We start from the raw sequence: 13574 nt of genomic DNA, 5'->3' as shown, positions 1-13574 counted from the left end.
CCGTCGAGAGTTCGGAGGTGTGCCTGTCAGGACGAGACGCCAGTCACCGGCATGGCGCCCACGCCAGGATCCAGGCGTCCGCCCCTGCCGTGGACCACCATCGTGACCGAATCATCATCCAGGAGTTGTCATGCCTGAAGTTCTTTTCACCGTTGACCAAACCAAGTCAATGCGCGACCAGGCCGTTCCGGGACACAACCGGTGGCACCCGGACGTCCCGACCGTGGCCATGGTGCGGCCGGGGGCCGAATTCCGCATCGAGTGCCGCGACTGGACCGACGCGCAGATCGGCAACAACGACTCTGCCAACGACGTACGCGACATAGACCTCACCGTCCCCCACATGCTCAGCGGGCCGATAGGTGTGGAGGGCGCGGAACCCGGCGACCTGCTGATCGTGGACATCCTCGATCTGGGCCCCGTTCCGCAGCAGACCGGCAGCGCACCCGGCCAGGGCTGGGGTTACACCGGTATTTTCGCGAAGGCCAACGGCGGAGGCTTCCTGACCGACTACTTCCCTGACGCGTACAAGGCGGTCTGGGACTTCCACGGCCAGATGGCGACCTCCCGGCACCTGCCCGGGGTCCGCTTTACCGGAATCACCCACCCCGGGCTCTTCGGCACCGCTCCGTCCACCGAACTGCTGGAGCGGTGGAACGCCCGTGAGCGGGCGCTGATCGACACCGACCCGGACCGGGTTCCCCCACTGGCCGTCCCACCGGTGGCCGACAACGCGCTCGCCGGCAAGGCCACCGGGGACACGGCGCAGCTGATCGCGCGCGATGGCGCCCGCACGGTGCCCGCCCGTGAGAACGGAGGCAACCAGGACATCAAGAACTTCACCCGGGGCTCGCGGGTATTCGTCCCCGTACTCGTCAAGGATGCCAAGCTCTCCGGCGGCGACCTGCACTTCAGCCAGGGCGACGGAGAGATCACCTTCTGCGGCGCCATCGAGATGGGCGGCTTCATCGACTTCCACGTCGACCTCATCAAAGGCGGCATGGAGAAGTACGGCGTCTCCACCAACCCCGTGTTCATGCCGGGCAACGTCGAGCCGAGGTACGCGGAGTTCCTGACCTTCATCGGGATCTCCGTCGACCACGACACGGACACCAACTACTACCTCGACGCGACGCTGGCCTACCGCCGCGCGTGTCTCAACGCCGTCGAGTACCTCAAGAGGTTCGGCTACAGCGGCGAGCAGGCGTATCTGCTGCTCGGAGCCTGCCCCGTCGAGGGCCGCATCAGCGGGATCGTGGACATCCCCAACGCCTGCTGCTCGCTCTACCTCCCCACCACCGTGTTCGACTTCGACGTCCGTCCCACCGCCGCCGGACCCAAGTCCGCCGACCGCGGGAAGTGCGCGGTGAGCAGCTGACCGGACGTGATACCGGCATGGCCCGTCCCGGGACCGGCAGCGGCGCCGGGACGGCTTCTGCCCCGCCACCCGGTCCTGGCCCCCTGCTCAGTTCGCGGGTGGCAGTTCCTGTTCGGCCCATACGATTTTGCCGTCCGGTGTGTAGCGGGTACCCCGTCGGTGGGAGAGCTGGGCGATGAGGAAGAGGCCGCGGCCGCCCTCGTCGGTGGTGCGGGCATGGCGCAGGCGGGGGAGGCTGCTGCTGGTGTCGGAGACTTCGCAGGTCAGGACCTGGTGGCGGATCAGGCGCAGGCGGATGGGGCCGGTGCCGTGGCGGATGGCGTTGGTGACGAGTTCGCTGACGATCAGTTCGGTGGTGACGGCCAGGTCCTGCAGTCCCCAGTGGGTGAGTTGGCGGACGGCCAGGGAGCGGGCGCTGCTGACGACGGCGGGGTCGGTGGGCAGGTCCCAGGAGACGACCTGGTCCGGGCTGAGGGTGCGGGTGCGGGCGAGGAGGAGGGTGACGTCGTCGGAGGGTGCCGGGGTGGGCAGTGTGTCGACGACGGTCGCGCAGAGGTCTTCCAGGGGGAGGCGGGGGTGGGCGAGGAGGGTGCTCAGGCGGTGCATGCCGGCGTCGATGTCCTGGTCGCGGGTTTCGACGAGGCCGTCGGTGTAGAGGGCGAGTGTGCTGCCTTCGGGTAGTTCCAGTTCCACGGCCTCGAAGGGGACCAGTCCGAGGCCGAGAGGGGTTCCGGCGGGGAGGTCGGGGAAGGTGACGTGGCCGTGCGGGTCGACGATGGCGGGCGGGGGGTGGCCGGCGCGTGCCATCGTGCAGCGCCGGGTGACGGGGTCGTAGACGGCGTACAGGCAGGTGACACCCAGGACCGCGGCGGCGATGCCCTCCTTGTCCTTCGCGTCGGCGTCCTCCTCGATGAGGCGGATGGCCAGGTCGTCGAGGTGGGCCAGGAGTTCGTCGGGGGGCAGGTCCATGTCGGCGAGGGTGTGCACGGCGGTGCGGAGCCTGCCCATGGTGGCCGCGGCGTTGATGCCGTGCCCGACCACGTCGCCGACGACCAGCGCCACCCGGGCCCCGGACAGCGGGATCACATCGAACCAGTCGCCGCCGGCGCCGTGGTGGATGTCGGCCGGCAGGTAGCGCGAGGCCACCTCGACCGCGGACCCGCCCGTCAGATGCTGGGGCAGCAGGTTGCGCTGGAGGGCGAGGGCCGCGGTGCGTTCGCGGGTGTACCGGTTGGCGTTGTCCAGGCTCAGCGCGGCGCGGGTGACGAGTTCCTCCGCCAGAAGCAGGTCGTCCTGCTCGAACGGCACCGGGTTATCCGTACGGGCGAAGACCGCTATGCCCAGCACGGTGCCGCGCGCGTGGATCGGCACGATCATCCAGGAGCGGAGCCCGGTCTCCCGGATCTTCTGCGCCCGTGCCGGGTCCTGGTCGAGCCAGGTGCCGGGGGAGGTGTCTATGACCGGTTCCAGGTGGGACTTCCCGGAGGACAGGACGCTGGTGTAGGGCGAGGTCGGCGGGACGAAGACCGCCTCCCCGCGTGCGCACACGGCCTCCGGGGCGCCCTGGTGGATCGATGCCAGGCCCGCGCGGCGGAAGACGGGGGTGTGCCGGCCCATCGGCCCCAGCCGGGCCAGGGGCTCCTCGCCCAGCGGGACCGATTCCGCCAGGTCGACGGTGGCGAAGTCGGCCAGGAGGGGCACCGCGAGATCGGCCAGCTCCTGCCCGGTCCGCATGACGTCCAGGGTGCTGCCGATACGGGTGCTGGCCTCGCTGATGATCGCCAGGCGCTCCCGCGCCCGCTCTCTGCCGGTGACGTCCACCCACATGGCGCACACGCCCAGCACATGGCCGTCCGCGTCCTCGAGGCGGAAGAAGGAGACCGAGAAAGCGCGTTCCCGGTGCCGGTCCAACGGCAGCCGTGCCCGGAAGTCGTGGTCGACCACCGAAGTGCCGCTTTTCAGTACTTGCCGCATCACCTCCTCGGCCGCTTCGGCCTCGGGGCCCGGCAGTGTCTCCGTCAGCCGGCGCCCCAGCCGCTGTTCGCGGGAGATGCCGTCCTGCATCTCCAGGGTCTCGTTCACCCAGGTGCAGCGCAGCTCCAGGTCACGGACGATGATCCCGATCGGTGCGCGGGTGAGCAGCGACTCCAGCCCCGATCCGTTCACCGCCCACGAGGCGACCGCGGCCATGCCGGTCGCCGAGACCAGCCACTGCGCCCTCCCGTCCAGCCCGGACAACGGGGCGACCCGCAGGCTCACCTCGAGCCTGCGGCCGTCGCGGTGGCGCAGTGCCACCAGGCCTGACCAGCGCCCCTGGTCTCGGCACCGCTGCGCGAACGCCGCTGCCTTCGCCGCATCCTGGGCGGAGGGCAGCATGGCAGCGGCCGGCCGGCCCACCACCTCCGCGGCCGAGTAGCCGACAAGCCGCTGGGCGGCCTGCGACCACCCGACCACAGTCCCTTCCGCGTCGACCACCGCTATCACCGCGCCGGTCATCCCCACCGGCCCCTGCACAGCGTCGAGCACCACGCCCCCAGGGTCATCCACCGCGGCCGTCCCGCCTGCGAGGTGCGTGCCGAGGAGCTGGCGTCGTGTCGGTCGCGTCGGCCATGCGGTCCAGCCCATCGGCCAGCAGCGCGCGCTTAGAGATCATCGTTCCGAAGATAGCATGATGTGTAGATATATCGGGTGATGCGTCGATAGCATGCGGATCCGGATGATCCGGTGCGGCAATCCTCCGGCCCTAGGCTTCATTGACAACATGTGCCTACTGCGTCAAGTTCGTCTCATTCGACAAGTGTGCATATGAAGGAGCCGACCATGACGAGCTGGACGTTGGACGGCATCCCCGACCAGACCGGCCGCACCGCGGTCCGAGCAGGCGCCCTCCCCACACTCCGCGCGGCAACCGACCTTTCCGCGGGCAGCGGCAGCTACTGGGGGCCGGCGCGCCTCTTCGAGATGAACGGTCCTCCCGGCCCCGCCGGGATCTCCAAGCGCGCGAAGGACACCGCGGTGGCAAAGCGGCTCTGGGAAGAGAGCGAGAAGCTCACCGGGGTCACCTTCGCGTTCACTCCGCGCCTCAGCAAGGCGGCCTGATGATGGGCACGGAAGCAAAGGAAGCAACGTCGGAGCGACGTGAGGCGATCACCGACGCCGCGACGGGAGTCTTCCTCCGCTACGGGTACAAGAAGACGTCGATGGACGACCTCGCCCGGGCGGCGGGCCTGTCCCGCCAGGGCCTCTATCTGCACTTCAAGACCAAGGAAGCACTCTTCACCGCCGCCCTCCTGCGTCTGGCGTCGCAGATCCGGGCGGCCGCGCGCGCCGCGATCGACCGCGACGACCTCGACCTGGAGGAACGACTTCTCGGCGCGTTCGAGGCGTTCCAAGGCCACGCCATCGGAACCGCGGGGAGCCAGAGCATCAACGAGCTCCTCGAGACCGCAGCGTCGCTCGGGGGACGACTCGTGCACGAGATGGAACAGGACCTCGTGAACAGCGTCGCCGATCTCCTGACCCGCACCGGTGTCGCCACTGGGTGGAAGGAGGCCGGCATCTCGGCGCATGACCTCGCCGAGCATCTCTACGCCACATCGACGGGCCTCACGCACACAGCCACGACACCCACGACCTACCGCACACGCATGCGAACCGCGGTGAAGATCGTGACCAGCGGCACGCACACCTGAACAACCGGGCAGTCACCCACCGGCCCACCGGGCTTTCCGGCCACGTCAGCGGACCGGAGCGGTTGAGCCGCGTACGGTCAGCCGGGCCGGCAGCAGGACGGTTCTGGCCGGCGAGCCGGGATCGCGGAGGCGTTCGAGGAGGAGCTGCGCGCCCTGCGCGCCCATCTCATGGTGCGGGACATGGACAGTGGTCAGCGGGGGACGGAATCTGTCCGCGAAGGGCATGTCGTTGTAGCCGACGACCGACACATCGCGCGGGCACGAACGCCCCCGGGCGCAGATCACCGCGAGGGCGCCGAGCGCGATCAGGTCGTTGCCCGCCACGATCGCGGTGGTGTCGGCGAAGTGCTCGAAGAGGTGTCCGGCGGCCGTACGGCCCGCGGCCTCGGTGTAGGCGGCGCACTCCACGACGGGTGACGACGGGGCGGCGTGCTGGAAAGCACGTAACCGGACCGCTCCGGTGGACAGGTCCTGTGGCCCGGCGAGGTGGGCGATCCGGGTGTGGCCGAGCGAGCGCAGATGCGCCACCGCCTGGGTGACACCGTCGGCATCGTCGCCCACGACGGCCGGCACACCGGGGAGTTCGACGCTCCGGTTGACCGTGACAAAGCTGATCTGCTCCCGCACCGCCTCGGTGAGCAGCGGATGCCGTCGGCGGGCGGTCGCCACGATGAAGCCCTCCACGCGGCGGCTGCGCAGCGCGGCGAACTCCGCGCGCTCGCGGGCCTCGTCGCCGTCCGTATTGACCAGCAGTGCGGTGTAGCCGTTCTGTTCGAGCCGGTCCTGGATGCCGCGCACGATCGGCGGGAAGAGCGGGTTGGTCAGGTCGGGGATCAGCACGCCCACGGCGGCGGTACGACTGGTGCGCAGGCCTCGCGCGATGGTGTTCGGTACGTAACCGAGGCGCCGGGCCGCGACGGTGATGCGGCGGGCGGTCTCCGCCCTCACCTGGTCGCGGGTGGCCGGATTGAGTGCACGCGATGCCGTCGCCTTGTGGACGCCCGCGGCGCGCGCCACATCATCGAGGGTGGGAGCGCGGTCGTGGGTCATGACAGTCACGCTAGGCGGAGGCGTTGCCCACCGCAATCCATTGCGGTCGCTTTGCCCTTCCCTCGTTGACAGTGCCGACGGGCGGCAGGACACTCCACTGCAATCGATCGCACCGGAGACCCACCGCATCTGCCAGGAAGGGTATCTGACTATGCGTCACGTGCGTCACCTGCGTAACGGCCGAGCCGCCGCCGCGGCGGTCACGGCCGCCGGGCTGGTTCTCGCCGCTTGCAGTTCGTCCAAGCCCGCCACATCCGGGAATTCCCACGCGGCACTGAAGATCGGCATCTCGCTTTCCCTGACCGGTGACTTCTCCGACCCGGGCAAGAACGCGGAGCGCGGCTACCAGCTCTGGGCCGACACCGTGAACGCCAAAGGCGGGATCCTCGGCCGCAAGGTGCAGCTGAAGATCGTTGACGACACCTCCAGTCCCACCCAGGTGGTCACCAACTACCAGAACCTGATCACCAAGGACCATGTCGACCTGACCTTCGGCCCGTTCTCCAGCCTCCTGACCATCCCCGCGTCCCAGGTGGCCAAGCGATACGGCTACGCCTTCCTGGAACCGGCCGGTGGCGGCCCCAAGGTGTTCGACCAGCACCTGCACAACCTGTTCTTCGTACAGCCCGCGCCGGTCGTCAAACAGGGCGATGTCTTCGCCGACTACATCCTCTCGCTGCCCGCCGCGCAGCGCCCGAAGACGGCCGCCTACCCGGCACTGGACGACCCGTTCGCCTCACCGATCGCCGACGAGGTACGCGGCCGGCTGGAGGCAGCCGGGATCAAGACCGTGTACAAGCAGATCTATCCGGCTGAGATCACCGATCTGTCGCCGGTGGTCTCCGCCATGGCGGACAAGAAGCCCGACCTGGTGGTGGGCGGTACGCAGGCCGACGACGCCTACCGGATGGTCAAGGCCATGGTCCAGCTCAAGTGGGCGCCCAAGCTGCTGTATCTGTCCAACGGCGCGAACGACCCGCACAACTTCCCGGGCAACGTCGGCCCGTCCAACGTCAACGGGATCTTCTCCTCCGGCGACTGGTTCCCCAGCTCCACCACATACGGCAACCCCGCCTTCCTCAGCGCGTACACCGCCAAGTACGGCGGCACCGCCGGCACGATCGACAGCACGTCCGCCGAGGCCTTCTCCTGCGGCCAGTTGCTCCAGGAGGTGGCCGAAAAGACCGGCAAGGTCAACAACGCCACCCTCATCTCCACCCTGCACTCGGGCACTTGGCAGACGCTCGAAGGGAATCTGAGCTGGAACGCGGACGGCGCGGCCAACTCCTCGTACGTCCTGGTGCAGTGGATCGGAGGGGCGATGCTGCCGGTCTATCCGCCCGGCACCGCGCGCCACTCTCCTGTGACCACCGCGCTGCCGTGGGGTGGTTGAGCCATGCACGCGACGATTCAGGCAGTCATCCTCGGCATTCTCACCGGAGGCGTCTACGCGCTGATGGCCAGCGGCCAGACGCTGATCTTCGGTGTGATGAAGGTCGTCAACCTCGCGCAGGGCGCGCTGGTGATCCTGGCCGCCTTTCTCAGCTACAGCATGTTCACCTCCTGGGGCATCGACCCGTTCCTCTCCATCCTGATCACCGCGCCGCTGATGTTCGGTCTGGGCACGGCGGTGCAGTGGCTGTTCCTGCGGCCGCTGCACCGCGAGGACGCCGCGCTGCTGTCCCTGCTGGTCACCTTCGCCGTCGCGCTGGGCATCGAGGGCGTGCTCACGCTGGTCTACCGCACCGACTACCGCTCGACCCGGCCCAGTTACGTCGACCGGTCCTGGCGGATCGCCGGGTACCAGGTCGGCGAGGTGCGGCTGGCCGCCTTCGCGCTGTCGCTCGCCACGCTGGGCGGGCTGTGGCTGCTGCTGTCCCGGACCCGTTTCGGCCGCTCGGTGCGCGCGACCGTGCAGAATCCGATGGCTGCGCGGCTGCTGGGGGTCGAGACCGCGCGCGTCTCGGCGCTGGGCTTCGGACTCGGCGCGGCGACGGCGGCGGCCGCCGGCGCGGTGTACGGGATGGTCTACTCGTTCAACCCCAACAGTCACTACGACCTGATCTCGCGGCTGCTGTCCGTGGTGATCCTCGGCGGGCTCGGCAGCCTTGGCGGCACGGTGGTCGCGGCCCTCGTGATGGGCGTCGCCTCGTCGCTGGTCGGCTCGCTGGTCTCGCCCGTCTGGTCCGACTTCAGCTTCTTCGTGGTGCTGCTGGTCGTACTTCTGCTGCGGCCCCAGGGCATGTTCGGCTCCCGGCTGCGGGGTGCGCTGTGACAGCCGTCAACCGCCGCGACCGGCCGAGGATTTCCCCCGGACTCCGGCTGGGAGGTGCCCCCGTCAGCCGTCGGACCGGCCTGATTGCGGCCCTCGCCGCAGGCGGCGCAGCACTTGTCGCCTTCCCGGTCGTGGTGTCCGCGCCCTGGATGGTCAACATCGGGCTGTTCACTCTCATGTACGCGGCGCTGGCCAGCGCCTGGAACCTGGTCGGCGGCTACGCGGGCTACCCCTCCCTCGGCCACGCCGCCTTCTTCGGCATCGGCGCGTACACGGAGGCGATCTGGTGGACACACCGCAGCGCCGGCTCCGGCTACGGCCCGTTCTGGACGCTGCCACTGGTGGGCCTGGTGGCGGCCGCCTTGGCGGTCCCGGTCGCCTGGATCGCGATGCGCACCCGTGCGGACGTCTTCGCCATCGTCACCATCACCCTGCTGTTCGTCGTGCAGACCCTCGCCTTCAACCTGCGCGGGCTCACCGGCGGCGCCCAGGGACTGGCCATGCCCGTCGCACCCTTCGCCCCGGACACCTTCGAGCGGCCCTTCTACTACGCCATGCTGGTGCTGTTCGCGGCCGCGCTGGCACTCTCGTACGCCGTGCTCCGCAGCAGGCTCGGACTCGCGCTGGTGGCGGTACGTGCCGACGAGGACAAGGCACGCGGTGTGGGCGTGCCGGTCACCGCGGCGAAGCTGACGGCGTTCGCCGTGTCGGTGGCGGTCACGGCGATGGCCGGGGGAGTGTGGGCGTACTACCTGTCATTCATCTACCCGCAGTTCGCCATTGATCCGCTGCTGTCGATCGGAATGGTGCTGATGGTCTTCCTCGGCGGGCGCGGCACCTTGTGGGGGCCGGTACTGGGGGCGTTCGTCGTGGCGCCCACGCAGCAGTACCTGGCCTACCGGTTCGGCGCCAGCCAGCTCTATCTCATCGCGTACGCGGCGCTGTTCGTCGTCATCATGCTGCTCATGCCGCGCGGCGCGCTGCCCACCTGGACCGACTGGCGGCGACGGCGGACGGCGGGGGTACGGACATGACCACCGCACCGCTGCTCGAAGTCCGCCGCCTCACCAAGCGCTTCGGCGGGGTCACCGCCGTCGACGACTGCTCCTTCACCGTCCGGCGCGGGACGGTCACCGCGCTCATCGGCCCGAACGGTTCGGGCAAGACCACCGTCTTCAACCTCATCACCGGCTATCTGGCCGCGGACGCCGGTCAGATCGTGTTCGACGGCCGTGCCGTGACCCGGCCCGACCCCGCGCGGCTGTACCGGCGCGGCCTGTCCCGTACCTTCCAGCAGCCCCGGGCCTTCGACGGGCTCACGGTGCTGGAGAACCTGGTGATCGCCGCCGGGCACGGATGGCGTGCGCTGGCCGGACGGCGGCTCGGCGCCCGGGACGCCGCGCGCGGCGAGGCGCTGCTGGAGGAATTCGCCCTCGCCCGGCACCGCGACACACCCGCCGGTGAACTGTCCTACGGCCAGCGCAAGCTGCTGGAATTCGCGGCGCTGCTGATGAGTGACCCGGCACTGGTGCTGCTGGACGAGCCGACGGCCGGGGTCAACCCGACGATGATCGCCACGATCGAACGGCATGTACGCGAGCGCCACGCCTCCGGGACCGCTTTCCTCCTCGTGGAGCACGACATGAACCTGGTGATGCGGCTGTGCGACCCGGTGATCGTGCTCGATGGCGGCACCGTCATCGCCGAGGGGCCGCCCTCCGTTGTGCAGTCCGAACCGCGCGTCCTCGACGCCTACCTCGGAGGGTGACGCGCGATGGCCGGTCAGCTGCTCGTCCTGGACAACGTCACCGCCGGGTACGGACTCGGCGACGTACTGCACGGCGTGGACCTGGCCGTGTCGGAAGGAGAGGTGGTATGCCTGATCGGGCCCAACGGGGCCGGCAAGTCCACGGTGCTGCGCACCGTCAGCGGCCTGCTGCGGCCGGGCGGCGGCCGGGTGCTGCTGCGCGGTGAACCGGTCGACGCGCTCTCGCCCCGCGAGCGGCTGCTGCGCGGCATCGCGCACGTACCGCAGGAGCGCAGCCTCTTCCCGGCCATGAGCGTATGGGACAACCTGCTGATGGGCGGCCACATACTGCCCGGTAGCCGCGGTGGCCGGGCCGACGTACGAAGGCGGGCGGACGTGATCGCGGAGCGCTTCCCGATCGTCGCGGCCCGCCGTGGCGACGCGGCCGGGTCGCTGTCCGGCGGCGAGCAGAAGCAGGTGGAACTGGCCCGCGCCCTGATGCTCGACCCCGCGCTGATGCTGCTCGACGAGCCGTCCATCGGCCTGGAACCCCGGGCCCGGCACGCCGTCTTCGAGACCGTGCGGTCCCTGGCCGACGGCGGCCGGACGATCCTGCTGGTCGAGCAGAACGCCAGGTCAGGACTGGCGGTCTCGGACCGCGGCGCGATCATGGAGTCAGGGCGCGTACGGCTGACCGGCAGCGGCGTGTCCCTGCTCGCCGACCCCAGGGTCGCGCGCCTGTACCTGGGCGCGGGCGGCGGAACACGGAAAGAAGAGGTCTGAACGGATGGCAAGCGAAAGCCAGGCACCACGGACGGGCTGGATCGGCACTGGCAGGATGGGCTTCGTACTCGCGGCCCGGCTGCTGGACGCGGGAACCCCCCTGGCCGTCTACAACCGCACCCGCGCCAAGGCCGAGCCGCTGGCCGCCCGTGGCGCGGTGGTCGTCGACTCGGTCCGGGACCTCGCCGGATGCGATGTCGTCTTCACCATGGTGGCGGCCTCCGACGACTTCGCCGAGGTCACCCTAGGCGAGCACGGACTGCTGGCCGGTCCTCCCTCGCCGGGCGTCATCGTGGACTGCTCCACCGTCGACGCCGAGGTGTCCGCCACCGTACGGGCCGCCGCCGCGAAGCTCGGCACCGCCCTGCTCGCCGCACCCATCAGCGGCAACCCCAAGGTGGTCGCGGCAGGGCGGGCGAGCCTGGCCCTCTCCGGGCCCGAGGACGTCTACCGCCGCGTCGAGCCACTGCTCAAGACGCTGGGCAGCTCGGTCACCTACGTCGGCGACGGGGAGGCGGCGCGGCTGGTCAAGCTCGCCCACAACGTGTTCCTCGGGGTGGTGGCGCAGTCGCTGGCCGAAATCACCGTGCTCGCGGAGAAGTACGGGGTGTCCCGGGCGGCGTTCCTGGAGTTCCTCAACTCCTCCGTGATGGGTTCCCCTTTCACCCGCTACAAGGCGCCCGCGCTGGTGCACCTCGACTTCACCCCGACCTTCACCACGACAATGCTGCGCAAGGACCTCGACCTCGGTCTCGCAGCCGCCCGCGGCGCCGAAGTCCCGATGCCGGTCGCCGCCGCCGTCCACCAGCTGGTCCAGGCGGCGGTCGGCGCCGGGCACGGCGGCGTGGACTTCGCCGCACTGCTGCTGGAGGAGGCGCGCGCCGCGGGACTCGCCCTCGAACCGGAGGACACGCCAGTCGACGACGGGCTGGCCGGGAGGAATTCCCCATGACCGCCGCACCCCAGCCCACCCCGGCCCCCGGCCGCACAGCGTGGACTTCGACGTGCGGGTTTACTTCGTCCCGGCTGCGCTCCAACCGGCTGCCGCGGGCCCGGCAGGCACTGGACGCCCCGGAGCTGGGCGCCCTGCTCGTCTTCGACACCAATGCTGAGACGTGATTAGTCGCCGCCAAGGGGCTGACGACCGGCGAGATCTCCGCGCGCCTGGCCGAGGTCTACGGTACGGACGTGTCCTGGCGGACCACCTCCACCATCACAGGCGAAGTCGTGGAGGGGGATGGCCGAGTGGCCTTCGCCCAGCCCGCGAGCGAAATCAGCGGCTCCTTCTGATCCGCTCGACCGTCGCCGACGCAGGCCGGAAATGGATCGATTGCTGAAACTCCGCTTTGCGGTCCCCCAGCCGCGCAGAGAAAGGACGCCGCTGGGTCACCTCAGGGTGCGGCGCGCTCCCAGCGGGCGGAGGAACCGGCTGGGTTCTCCGTTCCAGGAGATGGTGAGGGCATCGGGTGCCCGGGTCGCGGCGACGAACAGCAGGGAACGTGCCCGTTGTAGTTCGCGCTCGTGGCGGTGGCGGTCGGTCTGCTTCCACGCGTCCACGGACGAGCGCGGCACCAGGCCCTGGGCCCGCCCAATCCGAACGAACAGCCCCGTTTCAACATCGTCATTTTCAGGGGATCGCGCGGTGCTGACACGAGGGCGACCTGATCAGGCACACGGTGGCAGACTGAGCGCACCTCGAAGGAGCGGAGCGACCGTGATCGCAGTATTTGGCGGACGTGCAGTCCGTGTTGTCGTCTCGGCGCTGGCCGGTTGCGGAGCAGGTATCGCCCTGTATGGGCTGAGACAAATCAACAGCAGTTACGTCTTCGCCATAGGCGGGGCAGTACTAGGTGTGGTCGTAGCGCTCGGCATGGACGTCTACGGGCGAACGGCAAGGTTGACCGAGGTGCGGATCACCGTGCCCCAACTGAGTGAGCTCACGTTCGTGGTCAACAATGATGCTCAGCGAGTTGCATGGCAGTTATTCGTGGAATCGGTCACCAGAACTTCGACTCAGCAGTTGGATGACAATGAAGGCCTGCTCCGGGAAGCACTGACTTCTCTCTACGGGCTGTTCGCGACCACCCGCGAAATCCTGAAATCCAGTCGCCCGTCAACTAGTAAAAACGGCTTCACCGTCGAAAGCTTGGCAGTGACCCTCCTGAACCGAGAGCTACGACCCTTTCTGTCCAAGTGGCATCCGATTTTGCGCGAGTTCGAGAAATCGGAGCCTGACTTGACCGAGTCTGCTTGGCCACGCGCGGATGAATGCCGCAGGGATCTGCGGCAGGTCCAAATGAACACGAGGGAATATGTCCTGGCCTTCGCAAGGCTCGCCGGGGTCCAGGACCCTCACATCATGATGGGAACGGAAACCAGGCCGTGAGGCAGTGTTGCCGTGCGGATGTTCCGCCGACCAGGTACACGTGTCGTCGCGGACCCGGTCGGCGGCCTGCTTGGGCCGGCACAGAGGTGGGCAGTTTGAATGCGTGGAATGCTCTAGTGTCTCGTGATCCTGTTTATGTCACTTCGCGTTGTTGTCGACGAGTTTCTTGATGTTGGTCTGGACGAGTCGGACCTTGGCGAGGATCTCGTCGGCGGTCGCGGTCCAGGTGAAGGGTTTGGCGTCGGTGTTCCAGTTGTCGATGT

The 13574-nt window shown here is 69.1% G+C and carries 14 protein-coding genes; 11 read left to right on the top strand and 3 right to left on the bottom strand.

The annotated features are described in order from the left end of the window. The first annotated feature begins 130 nt into the window (after positions 1-130). Complete coding sequence (fmdA, locus tag FCI23_RS34975; protein ID WP_136728196.1) at positions 131-1378, top strand: formamidase; 1248 nt, start codon at positions 131-133, stop codon at positions 1376-1378. Between the two features lie 87 nt (positions 1379-1465). On the opposite strand, the gene FCI23_RS34970 is transcribed toward fmdA, so the two are convergent. Further along, the gene (locus tag FCI23_RS34970; RefSeq protein ID WP_136728233.1) at positions 1466-3874 is read right to left on the bottom strand and encodes a SpoIIE family protein phosphatase; all 2409 of its coding nucleotides are present in this window, start codon (positions 3872-3874) and stop codon (positions 1466-1468) included. A 324-nt stretch (positions 3875-4198) separates the two neighbouring features. Between FCI23_RS34970 and FCI23_RS34965 the strand changes: the two genes are divergently transcribed. Beyond that, positions 4199-4477, top strand: coding sequence for an SDR family NAD(P)-dependent oxidoreductase (locus FCI23_RS34965; protein ID WP_136728195.1), 279 nt, complete (start codon positions 4199-4201; stop codon positions 4475-4477). Next, entirely contained in the window at positions 4477-5070 is a 594-nt protein-coding gene (locus FCI23_RS34960) for a TetR/AcrR family transcriptional regulator (RefSeq protein WP_136728194.1), read from the top strand. Before FCI23_RS34965 ends, FCI23_RS34960 begins: the two co-directional genes overlap by 1 nt. Positions 5071-5115: 45 nt before the next feature. Here the strand turns inward: FCI23_RS34960 and FCI23_RS34955 are convergent, their stop codons facing one another. After that, on the bottom strand, positions 5116-6120 hold the full coding sequence (locus tag FCI23_RS34955) for a LacI family DNA-binding transcriptional regulator (protein WP_136728193.1): 1005 nt from the start codon (positions 6118-6120) through the stop codon (positions 5116-5118). A gap of 160 nt (positions 6121-6280) precedes the next feature. On the opposite strand from FCI23_RS34955, the gene FCI23_RS34950 reads away from it, so the two are divergent. The 7 genes from FCI23_RS34950 to FCI23_RS56975 are packed head-to-tail and all read left to right on the top strand — an operon-like array spanning position 6281 to position 12044. Next, a complete protein-coding gene (locus FCI23_RS34950) occupies positions 6281-7513 on the top strand; it encodes an amino acid ABC transporter substrate-binding protein (protein ID WP_169317074.1) in 1233 nt (410 codons plus the stop codon). 3 nt (positions 7514-7516) lie between these two features. Beyond that, on the top strand, positions 7517-8395 hold the full coding sequence (locus FCI23_RS34945; protein WP_136728191.1) for a branched-chain amino acid ABC transporter permease: 879 nt from the start codon (positions 7517-7519) through the stop codon (positions 8393-8395). Then, positions 8392-9429, top strand: coding sequence for a branched-chain amino acid ABC transporter permease (locus FCI23_RS34940; RefSeq protein ID WP_136728190.1), 1038 nt, complete (start codon positions 8392-8394; stop codon positions 9427-9429). The genes FCI23_RS34945 and FCI23_RS34940 overlap by 4 nt, the downstream gene beginning before the upstream one ends. Continuing rightward, positions 9426-10163, top strand: coding sequence for an ABC transporter ATP-binding protein (locus FCI23_RS34935; RefSeq protein WP_136728189.1), 738 nt, complete (start codon positions 9426-9428; stop codon positions 10161-10163). Before FCI23_RS34940 ends, FCI23_RS34935 begins: the two co-directional genes overlap by 4 nt. A 6-nt stretch (positions 10164-10169) precedes the next feature. Beyond that, the gene (locus FCI23_RS34930; RefSeq protein WP_136728188.1) at positions 10170-10925 is read left to right on the top strand and encodes an ABC transporter ATP-binding protein; all 756 of its coding nucleotides are present in this window, start codon (positions 10170-10172) and stop codon (positions 10923-10925) included. Between the two features lie 4 nt (positions 10926-10929). Further along, positions 10930-11877: an NAD(P)-dependent oxidoreductase gene (locus FCI23_RS34925; protein WP_136728187.1), complete on the top strand. Its 948-nt coding sequence runs from the start codon at positions 10930-10932 to the stop codon at positions 11875-11877. Beyond that, positions 11874-12044, top strand: a complete 171-nt coding sequence (locus FCI23_RS56975; protein ID WP_169317073.1) for a hypothetical protein — start codon at positions 11874-11876, stop codon at positions 12042-12044. Before FCI23_RS34925 ends, FCI23_RS56975 begins: the two co-directional genes overlap by 4 nt. Before the next feature lie 267 nt (positions 12045-12311). Here FCI23_RS56975 and FCI23_RS34915 read toward each other — a convergent pair whose 3' ends face one another. Next, positions 12312-12482 (bottom strand): hypothetical protein, encoded by a 171-nt coding sequence (locus tag FCI23_RS34915; RefSeq protein WP_211265578.1) that lies wholly within the window; start codon positions 12480-12482, stop codon positions 12312-12314. A 157-nt stretch (positions 12483-12639) separates the two neighbouring features. On the opposite strand from FCI23_RS34915, the gene FCI23_RS34910 reads away from it, so the two are divergent. Next, entirely contained in the window at positions 12640-13311 is a 672-nt protein-coding gene (locus tag FCI23_RS34910) for a hypothetical protein (protein ID WP_136728186.1), read from the top strand. Positions 13312-13574 lie beyond the last annotated feature (263 nt).

The sequence above is a fragment of the Actinacidiphila oryziradicis genome (assembly GCF_005047355.1).
GTDB classification, from domain to species: Bacteria; Actinomycetota; Actinomycetes; order Streptomycetales; family Streptomycetaceae; genus Actinacidiphila; species Actinacidiphila oryziradicis.
The sequence above is the reverse complement of the archived record's forward strand: the minus strand, read 5'-3'. Positions and strand labels throughout refer to the sequence as shown.